This window comes from Caballeronia sp. GAWG2-1 (assembly GCF_023631405.1).
GTDB lineage: Bacteria > Pseudomonadota > Gammaproteobacteria > Burkholderiales > Burkholderiaceae > Caballeronia.
In genome coordinates this window covers 271865-290305 of sequence record NZ_JALQDD010000038.1, presented here as the reverse complement: position 1 = coordinate 290305, position 18441 = coordinate 271865, and the positions used below count along the sequence as shown (strand labels likewise).

16 protein-coding genes are annotated in these 18441 nt (G+C 62.9%); 13 read left to right on the top strand and 3 right to left on the bottom strand.

The genetic code is table 11. From position 1 onward, the window contains the following. The first annotated feature begins 12 nt into the window (after positions 1–12). Positions 13–1017, top strand: coding sequence for an NrtA/SsuA/CpmA family ABC transporter substrate-binding protein (locus tag NCR98_RS25625; RefSeq protein WP_250527694.1), 1005 nt, complete (start codon positions 13–15; stop codon positions 1015–1017). A gap of 96 nt (positions 1018–1113) precedes the next feature. Then, positions 1114–2355: an acyl-CoA dehydrogenase family protein gene (locus NCR98_RS25620; protein WP_250469422.1), complete on the top strand. Its 1242-nt coding sequence runs from the start codon at positions 1114–1116 to the stop codon at positions 2353–2355. Between the two features lie 121 nt (positions 2356–2476). On the opposite strand, the gene NCR98_RS25615 is transcribed toward NCR98_RS25620, so the two are convergent. Then, positions 2477–3538: an LLM class flavin-dependent oxidoreductase gene (locus NCR98_RS25615; RefSeq protein ID WP_250469421.1), complete on the bottom strand. Its 1062-nt coding sequence runs from the start codon at positions 3536–3538 to the stop codon at positions 2477–2479. Positions 3539–3788: 250 nt separating this feature from the next. Between NCR98_RS25615 and NCR98_RS25610 the strand changes: the two genes are divergently transcribed. The 11 genes from NCR98_RS25610 (at position 3789) to NCR98_RS25560 (ending at position 15898) form a co-directional block, all read left to right on the top strand. Continuing rightward, positions 3789–5357 carry an ABC transporter substrate-binding protein gene (locus tag NCR98_RS25610; RefSeq protein WP_250469420.1) on the top strand — a complete coding sequence of 523 codons (1569 nt, stop codon included), beginning with the start codon at positions 3789–3791 and terminating at the stop codon, positions 5355–5357. Position 5358: 1 nt separating this feature from the next. Next, the gene (locus tag NCR98_RS25605) at positions 5359–6279 is read left to right on the top strand and encodes an ABC transporter permease (protein ID WP_250469419.1); all 921 of its coding nucleotides are present in this window, start codon (positions 5359–5361) and stop codon (positions 6277–6279) included. After that, the gene (locus NCR98_RS25600) at positions 6276–7139 is read left to right on the top strand and encodes an ABC transporter permease (protein WP_250469418.1); all 864 of its coding nucleotides are present in this window, start codon (positions 6276–6278) and stop codon (positions 7137–7139) included. The genes NCR98_RS25605 and NCR98_RS25600 overlap by 4 nt, the downstream gene beginning before the upstream one ends. Beyond that, complete coding sequence (locus NCR98_RS25595; protein ID WP_250469417.1) at positions 7136–8152, top strand: ABC transporter ATP-binding protein; 1017 nt, start codon at positions 7136–7138, stop codon at positions 8150–8152. The genes NCR98_RS25600 and NCR98_RS25595 overlap by 4 nt, the downstream gene beginning before the upstream one ends. After that, positions 8149–9138 carry an oligopeptide/dipeptide ABC transporter ATP-binding protein gene (locus NCR98_RS25590; protein ID WP_250469416.1) on the top strand — a complete coding sequence of 330 codons (990 nt, stop codon included), beginning with the start codon at positions 8149–8151 and terminating at the stop codon, positions 9136–9138. The genes NCR98_RS25595 and NCR98_RS25590 overlap by 4 nt, the downstream gene beginning before the upstream one ends. A gap of 10 nt (positions 9139–9148) precedes the next feature. After that, complete coding sequence (locus tag NCR98_RS25585; RefSeq protein ID WP_250469414.1) at positions 9149–10552, top strand: LLM class flavin-dependent oxidoreductase; 1404 nt, start codon at positions 9149–9151, stop codon at positions 10550–10552. Beyond that, entirely contained in the window at positions 10545–11384 is an 840-nt protein-coding gene (locus NCR98_RS25580; protein ID WP_250494599.1) for a TauD/TfdA dioxygenase family protein, read from the top strand. The genes NCR98_RS25585 and NCR98_RS25580 overlap by 8 nt, the downstream gene beginning before the upstream one ends. Before the next feature lie 17 nt (positions 11385–11401). Further along, positions 11402–12766, top strand: coding sequence for an LLM class flavin-dependent oxidoreductase (locus NCR98_RS25575; protein ID WP_502799810.1), 1365 nt, complete (start codon positions 11402–11404; stop codon positions 12764–12766). Positions 12767–12785: 19 nt separating this feature from the next. Next, complete coding sequence (locus NCR98_RS25570; protein ID WP_250527692.1) at positions 12786–13985, top strand: acyl-CoA dehydrogenase family protein; 1200 nt, start codon at positions 12786–12788, stop codon at positions 13983–13985. A gap of 185 nt (positions 13986–14170) precedes the next feature. Continuing rightward, positions 14171–14989, top strand: a complete 819-nt coding sequence (locus NCR98_RS25565; protein ID WP_250527691.1) for an SHOCT domain-containing protein — start codon at positions 14171–14173, stop codon at positions 14987–14989. Between the two features lie 183 nt (positions 14990–15172). Continuing rightward, positions 15173–15898, top strand: a complete 726-nt coding sequence (locus NCR98_RS25560; RefSeq protein WP_250469406.1) for a class II aldolase and adducin N-terminal domain-containing protein — start codon at positions 15173–15175, stop codon at positions 15896–15898. A gap of 66 nt (positions 15899–15964) precedes the next feature. On the opposite strand, the gene NCR98_RS25555 is transcribed toward NCR98_RS25560, so the two are convergent. Together NCR98_RS25555 and NCR98_RS25550 are read right to left on the bottom strand one after the other, a co-directional pair. Next, on the bottom strand, positions 15965–16957 hold the full coding sequence (locus tag NCR98_RS25555) for a D-2-hydroxyacid dehydrogenase family protein (protein ID WP_250527757.1): 993 nt from the start codon (positions 16955–16957) through the stop codon (positions 15965–15967). Between the two features lie 46 nt (positions 16958–17003). Next, positions 17004–18365 (bottom strand): MFS transporter, encoded by a 1362-nt coding sequence (locus NCR98_RS25550; RefSeq protein ID WP_244830737.1) that lies wholly within the window; start codon positions 18363–18365, stop codon positions 17004–17006. Positions 18366–18441: the final 76 nt, after the last annotated feature.

Sequence of the window (18441 nt, the reverse complement as noted above, 5' to 3'; positions counted from 1 at the left end):
GTACCAACAAGAATGATCGATTCCTCGCTGAACCGCCGCCAGTGGTTGCGTGCGGCAGGCGGCCTCGTGGCCGGCGTCGCCGCAAGCAGCCTGATTCCCGCGCGCGCTGCCGAACCGCGCAAGCTGACGCGCAACACGGACACGGTGCGCATAGGTTGGGGTTACGGCAGTCTCCCCGATATTGCGCGGCAACGTGGCGTGTTCGAAAAGACGCTCGCGGCCAAGAACATCAAGGTCGAATGGATCGGTCCGTTTCCGAATCACGCGCCCTCGCTACAGGCCGTGGTCGGCGGCAGCGCGGACTTCGGCTTCTGGGGCTCGACGACGCCCGCGCTTGCGTCGATGCTCGCAGGCTCGCCACTCGTCTTCAATGCGTTCGATGTCTATTCGCCGCGCTCGACCGCGATCATCGTCAAGAAGACGAGCGGCATCCATTCGGTGGCGGATCTGGCCGGGCGAAAGGTCGCGGTCAACCGTTCCGGGCTCGGCGAGTTTCTGTTGATCGCAGCGCTGGAAAAGAATCACATCGACCGCGGCAAGGTTGAATTCGTCTATCTGAATCCACCCGACGCAGCGCCCGCCTTCGCGCAAGGCAAGGTCGATGCGTGGTCGATGTGGTCGCCCGCCGTGGACATTGCGCGCAACGCCAACGACGCAAAGGACATCTTCAACGAAGGACGCGATCTGGATTTTCTGATCGACTACAGCTCGCTCGTGACGCGCCGCAAGTTCACCGAGGAAAACTCCGAGCTGATTCGCGCGGTCATCGACGCGTATTACGTCGAAGGCGCATGGCAGTCGAGTCATTCCAACGAATCCGAAAAACTCGTGCAGGGTGAAGCGAAATATCCCGATCAGGTGCGCGATTATCTGGCGAGTCTCAAGCGCGTAAATCAATTCCATGAACCCGATGACGCTGCCTTCATGGCGCAGCTTCAACGCGCCGCCGACTGGCTCGCGGAACGCAAGATCATCAATTCGCGCATCAAGGTGGCCGACTACAGCATCAAGGTCTGACGAGGCGAGCCATGAACATGCGATACACACTGGCCTGCGATCACGGCCGCAATCTGTCGAACGCGTGGTCGCGCAACTTCGCACGAGAGCGATCCCATGTCTGATACGAAGAACATCGACCCTACCGCGCCGAAACTGGTCTCGCCGCTGTCGGCAAGGCTCGGTTTCGCGGAGATCATCGCGGACATTGCATCGACTGCGGCTGCACGCGAGCTTGCGCATCGTCTGCCGCACGAGGAGATCGCAAGGCTCAAGGCGGCGGGCTTCGGCCGCTCGCGTCTGCCCGTCGATGCGGGTGGCCTCGGCTTGTCCTTGAGCGAACTGCTCGTCGTCGCGCGTGATGTCGCGGCGGCGGATTCGAACATCGCGCACGCGTTTCGTAACCATCTCTGGCAAATCGAGGCAGCGCTCAGGCGGCGCGACCTTCCGTTTCATGCGCACGTTCTCGACCTCGCCAGGCAAAACAAGACCGTCGGATTGAGCTTCACGCAGACCGATGTGACTGCCGCTGGCGCGCGACCGACGCAGGTCCTGAGTCGTTTGGAATGGGACGCAAGCCGCGATGTCTACGTCGGCTCCGGCGACAAGGTTTATGCCACGGGCAACCTCTACAACGATGCGTTCATCGGCCTTGCCGTGGAAAGTCGCGCGGGCCGCAACGTGCAATACGTGCTCGATCGCGGCGAAGGCGTGGACGACGCCGACGACTGGCAAGGCTTCGGCCAGCGCTTGACAGGTTCGGGCACGGCCAGGTTTCGCGCCGTGACGGTGCCGGCCGCGCATGTCTATCCGACTGACCCGCCAAGGTCGGATGAAGCCGCGCCTTGGGGATACACCTTCCATCAGGTTTATCTGACCAACTGCATTGCCGGCATCGTGCGGCGCGTGGCGCTGGATGCCGTCGAGGTGCTTCGTTCGCGCGGCCGCAACTTCTATCATGGCGAGGCCGCGCATCCGGCAGACGAACCGGTGTTGCAGACCCTGCTCGGGCGCATCCGTGCTTATGCGGCGAGTGTCGAGGCGACGGCGGACCGCGCGGTCGCGGCGCTGCAGCGTGCATCGGAAAGCCATGGCACGCGCGATGAATACGACACCACGCTCGCAGCCACGTTCGCGGCGGCCGAAGCGAAGGTCGTCATCGACGATCTCGCGCCGCAAATCGCGTCGTGGCTGATCGATCTGGGATCAGGCTCGGTCGTCTCGCGCACGGGCGCTCTCGACCGGCACTGGCGCAACATCAAGGTGATCGCGTCGCATAATCCGCGGCTCTACAAGGAGCGCTTGCTTGGCCAGAACTTGCTGAACGGACAACTGCCGCCGACGGGCGCGTTTTTCTGATCTCGGGCTGCGGCGTTCTCGCTCACCAAGCGGGAGCGCGCTGCGCGGCCCCAGCGGCGCACGTCCGCGAAAGCGCGCCGCAGCGCTCCTTACGCATAAACAGAAGCGCTACCCCTTCGTTTTACGCAGCAAGCAATCGACGCACGCGCGGCACGACCTCTTCCGCAAAGCCGCGCATATCGATTTCGAACGGCTGGAACTGCAGCATGAAGAGTTCGATTCCCGCCCGGTGAAAGTCCGCCACGCGCCGCGCGACCGTATCGTAATCGCCGACGAGACCCGCCGCCGTGCCGCCGTTCGAACCCACGCGCGCCGTCTTCGCGAAGGTCTTGTGCATGACCGTGTTCGGATCGGTATTGGCCTTCTGCTGTTCGCGCAGCGGCTTGTCGAGTTCCGCCAACGCAAAGAGATGGTCGAGATGCGCCTCGGCCTGCGCCTGCGTCTCACGCGCGATCACGAAGGCCGACAAGCCGAAACGCAAGGCATCGGCGCCAGCGGGACGCACGCGCGCACCGACATCGGCGATCAGGCGTGCAACATCTTCAGGCGGCTGGCCGTTGATGAACCACACGTCGCCATGCGCGGCCACGAGCGAGCGCGCCGGTTCCGATTCGCCGCCGACATAGAAGCGCGGCCGCGCGCGAAAAGGATCGGCGGGACGCAAGCGGTATTCGTCGATACGAAAGTTGTCGCCATGATGATTCACGACCTCGCCGCGCAAGAGCTTGTCGAGCACGGCTATCCACTCGCGGCCGTAGGCATAGCGTTCGTCATGCTCCGGAAAACCGATACCGGCGCGCTCCAGCTCCGGACGATTCCACGCATTCACCAGATTGATGGCGAAGCGCCCGCCGCTGATGTGCTCGATCTGCTGCGCCATCTTCGCGAGCACCACCGGATGATAGAGATAAGGCTTGATCGCCGTGATGATCTCGATGCGCGAGGTCAGCGCCGCGAGCGCAGCCGATGCCGTCCACGCTTCGAGCTGATCGAGCGAGGGATCGTGCGGATTGATCGTGTGCTGGGCGACGAGCACCGAGTCGTATCCAAGACGCTCGGCTTCGAGCACGAGTGCCTTGTTGCGCGCCCATGATGCGTCATAAGGTTCCGCGGGGTCCTGCAGCGCCGCGCGGCTGCCGTGCACGAGCGCCCAGACGCCGAAGCGTGGAAAGTTGGAAGGCATCGATTCAATACGCGAGAAGACGCAATGAAGGAATCACATGCTAACGCCGCACGCGTGCGCGCCTTCGAATTTCTGAAGATAAGCAACTGCGCGAAACGCATTAAGCGAGCATGACTTTCGTTCATGTCCGGCGCAGAAAACCTCACGAGCGCAAGGCTCATATGCATATTCGATTTGCTCGCTTCGCAATAGGCCGGGCGCGCGTCATCATTGCTTACTCACCTGCACGCTCCCTACCTAGCTCCCATCCATGCGCACGTTTTCGTCGGTCCTTCGCGGACTGGTCTTCGCCGCCGCTTTGTCCGGCGCGTTCATCGAACCTTCACTGGCGGCGAGCACGGCTCCCGCCGTCGATCGCGATACGGTCGTGATTGGCGTCGAGAAGGAGTTCTACAACCTCGACGGACTCGTGGCTGTCAGCGGCGATTCGCTGCGCTACGGATGGCAGATTTACGACACGCTCTATGGCTTCGACCTGAAGGGCGATCTCGTGCCGCGTCTCGCCACGAGCGTGAAAGTATCCGACGATGCGCGCGTCTTCACCTACAAGCTGCGTCCCAACGTCAAGTTCCACAACGGCGCAACGCTCACGTCGCGCGACGTGAAGGCATCGCTGGAACATGTGCTCGATCCACGCAGCAAGAGCACACGCCGTCCGTTCTTCGCGCCGGTGATCGATTCGGTGGAAACGCCCGATGACCTCACCGTCGTCTTCAAGCTCAAGGCGCCGGACGGCGCCTTCGCGAACAAGATCGCGGGGTATCTGTATATCGTGCCCGCCGACTATCTCGCGAGTCTGCCGAATCCGGATGCCTTCGCGCAGAAGCCGGTGTCGCTCGGGCCGTACAAGTTCAAGTCGCTCGCGCCCGGCGGCAGCGAACTCGTTCTGGAGCGCTTCGACGACTACTGGGGCGAAAAACCCCGCGTGAAGACGCTGATCTTTCGCGCGATCACCGAGCCCGCGAGCCGTGTCAATGCGGTGCTGCGCGGTGAAGTGGATATTTCCGTCGCGCTGCCCTTCTCCGACTATGCTCGGCTCAAGAAGGAAAGCGGGCTGGACGTGATCGAAAGCCGCGTCGCGTCGCCGGTGTACGTGCGCGTCTACACGACCGACAAGAACTCGCCGTTCTCTAACGTCAAGGTGCGCCAGGCGCTGAGCTATGCGCTCGATACGCAAGCCATCATCAAGAGCGTGCTCTATGGCGTGGGCGAGCCGCTCGGCACGATGATCTCCAACTACTATCCGTACGGCGCGGATCGTTCGATCAAGCCGTATGCCTACGACCCGACAAAGGCGAAAGCGCTGCTTGCCGAAGCGGGCTATCCTAAGGGCTTCGAGACCACGCTCAACATCCAGGGCGACATGCCGCAAGGCGTGGCCGAAGCGATCGCCGCGTACTGGGGGCAAGTGGGCGTGAAGGTCAAGCTCAACCGCCTCACCTATGCCACCTTCCAGCGCCTGAACAATACGCACACGTCCGGGCCGCTCGCACTGAGTCAGTTCACCAATGCGCTGTATGACCCGGTGCATCCGGTGGGCGGCGCGTTTGCATCGAATGGAAGCTGGTCCGACTATTCGAACCCGAAGGTCGATGCGCTGCTCGCCGATGCCTCACGCGTCAGCGATACCAAGAAGCGCGGCGAGATCTTCCAGCAGGTCGGACGCGAACTGCACGACGACGCCGCTGCGTTCTTCATCTCCGAATTCACCTACGTGTATGCGAAGAAGAAGACGTTGCAATGGCAACCGCAGCAAGGCGGCGGCTTCCTGAACTTCCGCTCGGTGCAATGGGCCGCGCCGAAAGTGGCGGAGAACTAAGATGATCGCCTACGGTCTGCGGCGGGTGAGCTCGGCCTTGATCACGGTCTGGCTGATGTCGGTCCTGATCTTCGTGCTGGTGCGCATGGTGGGCGACCCCGCTTACTTGCTGATGCCGCCCGAAGCCACCGAAGCGGACCGGCAGCTCTTTCGCGAGCAACTCGGTCTTGCCGATCCCGTGCCCGTGCAGTACGCGCGTTTCTTGAGCGACATCCTCCACGGCGACATGGGCAACTCGTTTCACTTCGGCGCGCCGGCGCTCACCATGGCGCTCAGCCGGCTTGCATCCAGTCTGCTGCTCGTGGGTGTGTCGCTGGCGGTGGCGCTCGCGCTCGGGTTGACGCTCGGCGTCGTCTCGGCGGTGCGGCGCGGATCTCTCTTCGATCGGGCGGCGTCGTTTTTTGCGGTACTCGGTCAGGCCGCGCCGCCGTTCTTCGTCGCGCTGCTGCTCATCCGTCTTTTCTCCGTGCAATTGGGCTGGCTACCGACCGGCGGCCACGGCTCGTGGCGTCATCTGATCCTGCCCGTCGCCGCGCTCTCGTGGTATTCGGCGGCGGGCATCGCGCGGCTCACGCGCGCGAACATGCTGAGCGTGCTCGAAGCCGATTACATCCGCATGGCACGCATCAAGGGCTTGCCGGAGCGCGTCGTGATCGTGACGCACGCGCTGCGCAACGCGGCGCTGCCGATTGTCGCGTTCACGGCTTCGCAGTTCGGCGTGTTGATAGGCGGCGCAGTGGCGATCGAGACCGTGTTTTCGTGGCCGGGCTTCGGCAGCCTCATGGTAGAGGCCATCAGCACGCTCGATTTCACGGTGGTGCAAGCGGCCGTGATCGTGTCCGTGCTGCTGTTCGTCTCGATCAATCTCGCAGTCGATGTGCTCTATGCGCTCATCGACCCACGCATCCGGTATCGACAATGAGCGCGCGTTTTCCCTCCAATAGCGGCGAGCACGCATGGGGCCGCCTGACATGGCTGGATAGCGGCGTCGCGATCAACGCCGGCGTGCTGGTGCTGATCGTCGCGGGCTCCGTGCTCGCGCCGTGGCTCACGCGCGTCGATCCCAATGCCATCGACCTCGCGGCGACGCTTCAGGCGCCTGGCATGCATCACTGGTTCGGCACGGATCAGATGGGTCGCGACGTCTTCACGCGCACACTCCATGGCGGACGCATCTCGCTTTCCATCGCCTTCTGCGCGGTGCTGCTGGCGGGCTTTTTCGGCGCGCTGGCGGGGCTCTTGTCGGCATATGTCGGCGGACGTTTCGATGCCGCGCTCATGCGTGTCGTCGATGCCCAGTACGCGCTGCCACCCGTGTTCCTCGCCATGCTGATCGTCGGCATATGCGGGCCGAGCATGACCAACATCGTCATCGTGGTGACGCTCGCGAACTGGGGGCGCTTCGCGCGCATCATCCGCGCCGAGGCATTGAGTCTACGCGAACGCGATTTCATCCTGATCGCGAAACTGGCCGGCGCCACGCCGCTTCATGTGGTGCTGCGTCATTTGCTGCCGAACGTGCGCAATACGTTCATCGTCTTGCTGACGCTCGACATCGGGCTCGTCATCTTCATGGAAGCAGCGTTGAGCTTCGTCGGACTCGGCGTGCAGCCGCCCGATCCTTCGTGGGGCGGCATGATCGCCGAGGGCCGCAATTATCTCGATACCGCGTGGTGGCTCTCCGCGCTGCCGGGCCTGGTGCTGATTGCGACGGTTCTATGCAGCAACCGCATCGGCGAGAGTCTGCAACGCGGCGAACGCGCCGGGGAGGACTGGCGATGAGCAACGAGCCCGTGCTTGCGATCGACGATCTAGTGGCCGAAGCGCCCGGCGCGAACGGCCGCGTGCGACTCGTCGACGGCGTGAGCTTTTCCGTGCACGCGGGCCGCACGCTGGGTCTCGTCGGCGAATCGGGTTCGGGCAAGAGCGTGACGTGTTTGTCCGTGCTTGGTTTGCCGCCGCGCGGCGTGCGCTTGAAGTCGGGCCGCATTCTGCTCGATGGCGTCGACTTGCGCGACAAGACACCCGCCGAACTGAACGCGCTGCGTGGCCGGGATATCGGCATGATTCTGCAAGACCCGATGACCTCGCTCAATCCGCTTCTGACCATCGGCCGGCAGATCACGGAGATGTTTCGTTATCGGGAGGGCGTGACGAGCCGCGCCGAACGCGAGGCGCGCGCCATCGAGTTATTGCGGCGCGTACGCATTCCCGCGCCCGAGAGCCGGCTCAAGAGCTATCCGCATCAGTTCAGCGGCGGCATGCGCCAGCGCGTGGCAATCGCCATGAATCTCGCGTGTAATCCGCGCCTTCTAATCGCCGACGAACCGACCACCGCGCTCGACATCACCGTGCGCCTGCAGATACTCGACCTGTTGCGCGAGGTGCAAGCCGAACGCGGGACGGCGATCGTGCTCGTCACACACGATCTGCATCTCGTGCGCGGCTATTGCGACGACGTCGCGGTGATGTATGCGGGGCGCATCATCGAGCAGGGTCCGGTGGAAGAAGTGTTCGCGCGGCCGCGCCATCCTTATACGAAAGGGCTGCTCGGCGCCGTGCCGCGACTGTTCAGCTTGCAGCATCGGCTGACGGTGATTCCCGGACATCCGCCCTTGCCTGGCAGCATTGCAGAAGGTTGCCGCTTCGCGCCGCGTTGCCCGCGCGCGCAAGCCGATTGCCTGAGCAGTTATCCCGCGACGCGCTCGCTCGATGCCGGCCGCGAAGTCGCCTGCTGGCATCCGCAAGAGTACGACGTCACCGCGCATCCTCCTCTTGCGACGGCCACGACATGAGTGCTTCCGACACGCAAGTCTCGGCGATAGAAGTGGCGCGCGTCACCAAAACGTTCCCGGTGCGCGGCGGACTTTTCGCGCGTCCGAAGATGCTGCGCGCCGTGGAAGACGCATCGTTCGTGCTGCCGCTTGGCGGCACTTTTGGACTCGTCGGCGAATCGGGATCGGGCAAGTCCACGCTGGCGAAGATCATCCTCGGCGCGGACGATGCAAGCCAGGGCAACGTCTTCTTCGGCGAACGCGTCTTCGGCAAGCACACGCAGGCAAAGGACGTCCGCTGGCGGCAACGCGCCGTGCAAGCCGTCTTGCAAGACCCGTTCGGCTCGCTCGATCCGCACATGACGATCAGCGACATCGTGCTGGAACCGCTGCGTATTCAGCGCAGCGGCCTTGCTCGCGCGGTACTCGACAAGCGTCTCGACGAACTCCTCGCGCAAGTCGGCCTGCCTGCGGAATTCAAACGGCGGCGCCCCGGCGAGTTGAGCGGCGGCCAGCGTCAGCGCGTGGCCATTGCGCGCGCGCTCGTGCTGGAACCGGAGATTCTCGTGCTGGACGAGCCGGTTTCCGCGCTCGATGTGTCCATTCAAGCGCAAGTGCTCAACCTGCTTAAAGACCTGCAGGATGCGCTCGGCCTGTCCTATCTGCTGATTTCGCACGACCTCGCCGTGGTCGCGTTCATGAGCAGCCATATCGGCGTGCTCTATCTCGGACGCTTCATGGAACGAGGCACGCGCGAGGATATCGTCGAGCGCGCGGCGCATCCGTACACGCACGCGCTGATCGCCGCGTCCGAGCCGGATTCGTTCGCTGTCGAGCCTATTGGTGGCGAGATTCCTTCGCCGTTAGCGCCGCCTTCCGGCTGTGTCTTTCATACGCGCTGCCCCGCCGTGCGCGACGTCTGCCGCACGGAAGCGCCGCCCGAATTTCAGTTGTCCGCGACGCATCGCGTGATGTGTCATTTTCCCATCGCATCGAAGCAGACATAGGACGCACGCCATGTCGAAGGAAATCCGCATCAACGCGTTTCTGGCCTTCGCGCCGACGCACCTTTCGCCCGGGCTATGGGCGCATCCGCGCGACCGCGCGCTCGACTACAACTCGCTCTCGCTCTGGACCGATCTCGCGAAGACGGCGGAACGCGGTGGCTACGACGCGCTCTTCTTCGCCGATGGCATCAGCCAGTACGACGTCTATGGCGGCTCGAACGCCGCGGGCGTGCGCTGGGGCCTGCAGTTCCCGCGCCTCGATCCGCTCTTGCTGGTTTCCGCGATGGCGCAGGTCACCGAGCATCTCGGCTTCGCGGTGACGAGCAGCGTGAGCTACGAAGCACCGTTCCTCTTCGCGCGGCGCATGTCCACGCTCGATCATCTGACGCGCGGGCGCATTGGCTGGAACATCGTGACGAGTTTCGGGCAGAGCGGCGCGCGGGCGATAGGACAGGACGGCGCGCGGCCGCACGACGAGCGTTACGATCTCGCCGACGAATACATGGAGATCGTGTACCGCCTGTGGGAAGAAAGCTGGGAAGACGGCGCGGCGGTACGCGATACCGAGACCCGCGTTTTCGCCGATCCGGCGCGCGTTCACGAGATTCGCCATGAAGGAAGATTCTTCTCGATGCAGGGCACGCATTACTCGGAGCCTTCCCCGCAACGCACACCGCTTTTGTATCAGGCAGGCACGTCCGGTCGCGGCAAGGACTTCGCCGCGCGTCATGCCGAATGCGTGTTCCTGAGCTCGCCGACCGCGCATCTGGTCGCGCGCGATGTCGCCGATGTGCGCGCACGGGCCGCCGCGCTCGGCCGCGATCCCGCTTCGGTGTTGTTCTTCGCGCTTGCCACCGTGATCGTCGCGCCGACCGCCGAAGAGGCGCAGGCGAAGTGGCAGGACATTCAGCGCCACGTGAGTCTGGAAGGCGCGCTTGCATTGTTCTCGCGCTGGAGCGGTATCGACCTGTCGAAGTACAGCCCCGACGATCCGTTGCGCTACGTGAAGAGCGAAGGCATGCAGTCGGCGATAGAAGCATTCACCGTGGCCGATCCCGAGCGCGTGTGGACCATAGGCGAACTCGCGATCTTCAACGCCATTGGCGGCAAGGGACCGGTGTTCATCGGTTCGCCCACCGAAGTCGCCGATGCACTCCAAAGCTGGATGGCGCAAACGGGCATCGACGGCTTCAATCTCAGTCACGCGCTGTTGCCCGGCACACACGAAGATTTCGTCGATCTCGTCGTGCCCGAACTGCGACGTCGCGGCGTCTATAAACCGGCCTATCGCGCAGGCACCTTGCGCGAAAAACTCTATGGCGAGGGCGCGGCGCACCTTGCCGCGCCGCATCCCGCCGCATCGTTCCGAAGCGCTCACAGCGTTTCGCCCATCGAGGACGAAAGCCATGCTTGATACCGCATACGAGACCATCACCGTCGAGCCGCTCACGCGTCATATTGGCGCGCAGATTGGCGGCATCGACCTGACGCAGCCGCTTTCCACGCAGCAGGTGGCCGACGTGCGCCGCGCGCTGCTCGCGCATCAGGTGATCTTCTTTCGCGATCAGCCGATCACTCTGGACCAGCATCTCGCGCTCGGCCGGCATTTCGGCACGTTGCACGTGCATCCGAATAGTCCCGGTCCCGAAGGCTACCCGGAGATCCTGACGATCCACGCAGATGCCGGTAGCAAACGCGTCGCGGGTGACCACTGGCACTCGGACGTGTCTTGCGACGAAGCGCCGCCAATGGGCAGCATCCTGCATCTGCATACGCTGCCATCGTATGGCGGCGACACGCTCTTTTCCAGTTCCTACGCGGTGTATGAATCGCTGTCGCCCGGCTTTCGATCCTATCTCGAAGGACTGACCGCCACGCACGATGGCGAGCCGACTTATCGGCAGCGCAATCGCCTGCGCGGTATCGACGATACGGGCAAGCGCTTTCCGAAGGCATCGCATCCGGTGGTGCGCACGCATCCGGAAACGGGACGTCGTGGCGTATTCGTCAATTCGAACTTCACGACGCACATCGATGGCGTGTCCGAGGCGGAGAGCGAAGGCATTCTGCGCCTGCTTTATGCACGCTTCGCCGCACCCGAGTTCCAGGTGCGCTTTCGCTGGCAGCCGCATTCCATCGCCTTCTGGGACAACCGCGCGGTTCAGCATCTCGCCGTGTGGGATTACTACCCGGAAGTGCGCTCGGGTTTTCGCGTAACGATCAACGGTGACAAGCCTTTCCTATGAGCCACGACGCACAGCGCATCAAGAAGGAAATCCGCGTCAATGCATTCGCCTTGCACAGCCCCGTGCATCATTCGCCAGGCATGTGGCGGCATCCGCGCGACCGCTCGCTCGAATACAACACGCTCGATTACTGGGTCGATCTGGCGAAGACGCTGGAGCGCGGGCTGATCGATTCGCTCTTCATGGCCGACAGCATCGGCGTGAACGACGTGCACGGCGGCAATATCGATACGGCCTTGCGTCACGGAGCGCAGGTGCCGAAGCAGGACCCGATCATGTCGCTCTCCGCGATGGCCTACGCCACGCGCGATCTCGGCCTCTGCGTCACGAGCAACGCCAATCACGAGCCGCCGTATGTGTTCGCGCGCCGCATGTCCACGCTCGATCACCTGACGCGCGGACGCATCGGCTGGAACATCGTCACGGGCTTCGCACAGAGTAGCGTGAGAGTGCTCGGCAAGGACGGCGTCGCCTCGCGCGACGAGCGCTACGATATCGCCGACGAGTATATGGATGTCGTCTACAAGCTATGGGAAAGCAGCTGGGAAGACGGCGCGAGCGTGCGCGACCGCGACACCGGCATCTTCGCCGATCCGTCGAAGGTGCATCGCGTCGATCATCACGGCAAGTACTTCAAGGTGCAGGGCATCCACATGACCGAGCCTTCGCCGCAGCGCACGCCGGTGCTGTTCCAGGCGGGGTCGTCGGCGCGCGGGCAGCGCTTCGCGGGACGTCACGCCGAAGGCATCTATCTGAGCGGGCCGAGCAAGAAGGTGCTGACGCCCGTGGTGTCGGGCACGCGTGCAGAAGCGATAAAGGCGGGACGCGACGGCCACGACATTCAGTTCTTCACGATGGCGACCATCGTCACCGGCCGCACCTCGCGCGAGGCGCGCGACAAATACGAGGACTATCGCCGCTACGTGACGCCCGAAGCCGCGCTGGCGATGTTTTCCGGCTGGACGGGCATCGACTTCTCGACTTACGACCCCGACGAGCCGATCCGCTACATGCAGCTCGATGCGGGCACGTCCTCGGCGCTTGAAGGCTTCACACGGCTCGATCCGGAACGTGTGTGGACCGTGCGCGAACTGGCGTTGCATAACGCCATCGGCGGACGCGGTCCGGTGTTCATCGGCGCACCGGACGAAGTGGTGGATGCACTCGAAGACTGGGTCGATGAAACCGATATCGACGGCTTCAATCTGAGCTATGCCGTGACGCCGGAAGCCTACGAGGACTTCGCGGAATTGATCGTCCCCGAATTGCAGGCGCGCGGCCGCTACAAGACGCGCTATGCGCCGGGCAGCCTGCGCGAGAAGCTCGGCGGGCAAAGCAGCTTCCTGAACGCGCGTCATCCCGGCGCCGCGTTTCGCCGATAACACCTTCCACGACTTCACCATGAGCACTTCCAGACGACTCTCCGACGCACTCGCCGCCCTGCCCGCACTCGCCGACGAAATCGGCGCCGATGCCGCCCAGCGCGAGCTGCGCCGGGAACTGCCGTTCGCGGCCTTCGACGCGTTCCGCCGTTCGGGCCTCGGCGCGTTGCGCATACCCGCCGAACGCGGCGGCCTGGGCGGCTCGCTCGAAGACGCTATTCACGTCGTCACGACGCTCGCGGCGGCCGAGTCGAACGTCGCGCATGCGTTGCGCGTGCATTTCGATGTCGCCGAATCCATGCGTCTTGCACCGCACACGCCGTTTCACGAACGGCAAGTGCGCCGTATCGTCGAAGGCGGGTTGTTCGGCGGCGCATCGGGCGAACAGGGCACGGCGCGCGCGGGCGAAATCGAAACGGCATTGCGGCGCGAGGGCGACCACTTCCGCGTCACGGGCAAGAAGTACTACACGACCGGCACGGCGTACGCCGACTTCGTGCGCACCAATCTGGTCGATGAAAACGGCAAGGGCGTGACGGCCATCATTCCGGTACGCACGGAAGGACTCGAAGTGCTCGACGACTGGGACGGCATGGGTCAGCGCATGACGGCAAGCGGCAGCGTGGTGTTCGACAACGTGAAGGTGGACGCAAGCGAAGTGATCGAGAAAGGCTATCCGTCGCTCGTCGGCCGGCACGGCGGCGCGTATCGGCAGTTGCACCTCGTCGCGGTGGCGGCGGGGATCGTGCGCAATGTCGTGTCCGATGCGCGCGGCTATGTCACGGGACATGGGCGGCCGGTCATGCACTCCACCGCGGCCACGGCCCGCGAGGACGTGTTCATTCAGCAGGTGGTGGGCGAACTATCGGCGTTGAGTCACACGATCGATGTGCTGGTGCGGGACAACGCGCGCACGCTCGATGTGTCGTCGAACGCCATCCGCAATGCCGATCCGGCCGCGGATGAACTCGTGCTGCAAAGCGCGCTCGCCACGGCGCGCACGCAGATCGTCGTCGGCAAGCTGGCCTTGCAGGCGGGCGAGCGTCTCTTCGATGCGGGCGGCGCGTCCGCGACTTCGCGCAAACATAACTTCGATCGGCACTGGCGCAATCTGCGCACGATCTTCAGCCATAACCCCCTGCATCATAAGGCGAAGGTCGTGGGCGACTACGTGCTCAATGGCGTGAAGACGCATTTGGTGGAGGGCCGGACGTTTTAGGCGCGCGTCGCTTGTTGCATGGAAACGGGCGGACCGGTAGTTGCATTTCGCCGCGATGCCACCGGAAGTAGCGGCACTTTTAGTGATGCGCGACGCCGCTTTGGTTGCAAGAGGTTGAAGCCAGCGCAAACCACGCCCGACTCTCCCGCGTGATAAGGTCACAGGAAACCTTGGGAGCGAACATCATGCAAAAACTGACTCCGGCTGGCGAGCAAATCATCGGAGAAATTGCCCGGCGACACGGCTTTAGCACCGATGCCGTGATGAGCATGCTGGAATCCGTGATTCGGGGAAACGGCGGCATGGCGCAATTCAGCCACCCTGAGTTCGGAGGTTCCGGCCAGTGGATGCTGGGTGGCATGACCATGGTCTCGGACCTGTTCAACAACCACCTGAAGGGTCAGGTGAACGGCTTGTGCTCCGAGCTTTCTGGCCTGATCGCCAGTCAGCCCGACCTGATTCGCAGCGGCAGTTTTCAGTCGCAGAGCCAGGGTGCTCAGTATCAGCATCGCGATGGTGATGGTCATCGACAGCAGACTGCAGGCGGCCCCGTCGGCTCGGTGAGTCTCTTCGTTCCCGCCGATACGAGCAACTCCGGCAACTGGTGGCCCGCCGATCTAGGCTGGCCGAATAGCACCGGCGCACAGAACGGCATGCGCTACGCGTTCTTCTCTCAAGCCAAACGCCTGGCGATAGAAGTGAACGGAAAGACGACGCTTTACGACACGCTCGATCACGAGATCGGCGGCTTCTCGCAGCAGCAGTCGCACGGTGCGTCTCTTACGTTTGGAAGCCAGCACGGTTTGGTCGATGTCGGGAGCCTTCCTGTTGTCTCCTCAAGCGGGGGTTTGCCTGTGCAGGAGGCGCCGGTGAGTGCTCGGTCATCGGCGGCAGAGTCGGATGTATTTGCCACCATCGAGAAGCTCGCTCAATTGCACGCTAAAGGAATTCTTAGCGATGAAGAGTACGCTTCGAAGAAGGCGGAGTTGTTGGGACGGTTGTGAGCGTCGGGCGGTGTTTGTTGATTGGAGAATACGCTTCCCGCCTTGACGCATTCGATGGGCGCGCGATGCGTAGTTGGAGGTGCTTAATCGTCGATCGGGCGCCGAGCTCGACAGACATGCACGACCACTTGCCTTCATACGCATGACTTCGAACCCCTCACCTCGACACCGGATACCCGACTCATGAACGAACGCCAGCTTCGTATCGATCTCGCTGCCGCATTCCGATGCTTCGCCCGGCTGGGCATGCACGAGGCCGTCGCGAATCACTTCAGCGCGGCCGTATCGCCAGATGGACGCAAGTTTCTGATGAACCCGAAGTGGGTGCATTTCTCGCGCATACGCGCAAGCGACCTGCTGTTGCTCGATGCCGACGACGCCGACGACCTGGCCGGCCGCAACGATATCGATCCCACCGCGTGGGCCATCCACGGACAGCTTCACAAGCTCGCTCCGCATATCCGCGTGGCGATGCATCTGCATCCGATTCACGCTACCGCGCTCGCATGTCTCGCCGACCCGGAGATCAAGCCGGTCGAACAAAACACGGCGCGTTACTTCAATCGCGTTGCGCTCGATACGTCCTTCGGTGGCATGGCCGATACCGCGGCAGAAGGCGCGCGTCTGGCCGGCCTACTCGGTGACAAGTCGCGCTTGATGATGGGAAATCACGGCGTCATGGTGACATCTTCGACCGTTGGTGAAGCGTATGACGACATGTACACGCTCGAACGCGCCTGCCAGATTCTGTGCATGGCGTATGCAACGGGACAACCGCTGAAACTGCTGTCGCCAGAAGTCGCCGAGAAGACGGCGCGCGACTGGGAAGGCATCGCGGATTTCTCCCTCGCGCACTTCGAAGAGATGAAGCGCATTCTGGACAAGGAAGACCCGTCCTACGCCGACTGAGATGAAGCCGTTTCGCGACACCGCGGCAGCTCGAACGGCCTCGCGCAGCGTCGAGGCAAGTACGCTTCAAACGCCGACCGCATGCTCGTAGCCAATCTCTCGCTTGTCGGCGGTGATCACTCGAATGGGCTTGCCTTCGATCCACGCGCGAATATTCTCGACCGATTCGCCATAGTAGATGGCGTACGAGTCCTCGGTCACGTAACCGATGTGGGATGTCGCGATCACGTTGCTCATCGAGCGAAGGGGATGCCCGGCGGGCAGTGGCTCCATATCGTAGACATCGAGCGCCGCGCCCGCAATCTGTCCGCGCTGCAACGCGTCGATCAACGCTCGTTCGTTGACGATGGGTCCGCGCGCCGTGTTCACCAAAAGCGCATTCGGCTTCATGGTGGCGAGTTCCGCCGCGCCTATCAGGTCTCGCGTGCGCTCCGACAAGCGGACGTGAATGGAAAGAATATCGCTTCGTGCAAGCAGTTCTTCCTTTGTCACATAGGTCGCGCCATGCTTGGCGGCCGCCTCCGGCGTCATGTTCTGGCTCCACGCAATCGTCTTCATGCCGAACGCCTGTGCCACGCGGGCGGTCACGCTGCCGGAATAACCCAGCCCGAGAAGACCGATCGTCTTGCCGTTGAGATCGCGGCCGACCGACACTTGCCAGCCTCCTTCGCGAAACGAAGCCGCCTCGCTGGGAATGTGGCGCGCCGCCGCGAGGATGAGCGCCCAGGTGTGCTCCGCCGCAGCCGTCAACGAAGAAGCCGTCGCGCAGACCGTGATACCGAGTTCGTCGGCGGCTTCGATATCGATAGCCGCATTCCACGGCCCCGTGCTCGCAAGCAGCTTCAGGTTCTCGAGCTTCGACAGGACGTTTCGCGTGAAGCGGGTGCGCTCGCGCATGACGCAGAGAATGTCATACGGGCGAAGACGTTCGATGAGTTCCGCTTCGTCATCGATATGATCGGTGAACACATCGATTTCGGCGTGCTCTCGCAAGCCGTTCCAGTTGCCGAACTTGAGCGATGTATTCTGGAAGTCATCGAGAATGGCGATCTTGTGCATGAGCGTCGTGTTTTCGTGAGAAAGTATGGAGAGCGTGTCGGTCATCTCAAACCGGCTTGCTTGTCTGCGGCTTGAACCCTACGAGCATGACGATGATCCCGAGGACGAGTATCGCCGTCATCACGTAGAGGCCGCTCACGAGCGTGCCGGTCATCGTCTTGAGCCAGCCGATCACGAATGGGCTGCAAAAGCCGCTGAGCAAGCCGATGCAATTGACGAACGCAATGCTTGCCGCCGCAGCAGGCGAGCCATGAAGATAATCCGCGGCGAGCGACCAGATCAGCACGTTGGTCGCGAAGATGCCGATCGATGCGAAGGTCAGCAAGGCGACGGTCAAAGCCGGCGAGTTCGTCGGATGCGACACGAGAAGCAACGCCACCGCACCCACGACACCGGCGCAGGCCGCGTGCCAGCGCCGTTCGAGCATGCGGTCGGAACTGCGGCTGATAGCCACCATGCCGATAGCGCCCATGGCGTAGGGAATCGTCGAAAGCCAGCCCAATTGCGAGAGGTTCGAGATGCCTGAATCTTTCATGACGGTAGGAAGCCAGAAAGTCACCGAATACGTTCCGCAGACAAACGCAAAGTCGATGAAGGCAAGCATATAGACCTTTGGGTCCGCAAGCGCATCCGCAAGGCGTCCGTGACCGCGATGTTCATTCTTGCGCTTGCGTTCGGTCTCGACGAGAAAGCCATCGCGAAGCACTTTCTTTTCTGATTCGCTGAGCCAGCGCGCCTTGTCGATATTGTCGTCCAGCAAGAACAACGTGACGATGCCAAGCGCCACGGCCGGCAACGCCTCGACGATATAAAGCCATTGCCATCCCGCCATGTTGGCGACATGCGCGAGTTGCGTCATCGCCCATCCCGAGACGGGACCGCCAACCAGACCCGCGACCGGAAAGCCGACCATGAAGCAGGCGATGATCACGCCGCGCCGCTTCTCCGGAAACCACGAGCTCAGATAAAAGATGACGCCTGGAAAGAAACCCGCCTCGAAGACGCCGAGCAGCAACCGCACGGCGTAGAACTCGGTGACGTTCGTCACGAACGCCGTGCACATACCGACGATTCCCCAGCAGATCATGATGCGCGCAATCGTCTTCTTGGCGCCCACCCGCCTGAGCAACATGGCGCTCGGCACTTCCAGCAGACAGTACGAGAGAAAGAAGATGCCGGCGCCGAGGCCGTAGACGCTGTCGCTGAAACCGAGCGCGTCCTGCATCTGCAGTTTCGCAAAGCCGACATTGATGCGGTCCAGAAAAGCCACGACGTAGCAAACGAACAGCAATGGCACGATGCGAAGCGTGACGCGCAGATAGAGCGCCCGCTCTTCGGCGCTCGACGTCGAGACGGTTGATGATTCGTCGGATACCGCCGGCTCGGGTTCAACAAAGGTACGATTCACAGCGTGTCTCCTTCGTTCGATAGTGTCTCTCTCTATCCCGACGTCTGCGCGGCTTTCAATCGGCTGCCGCTGCGCG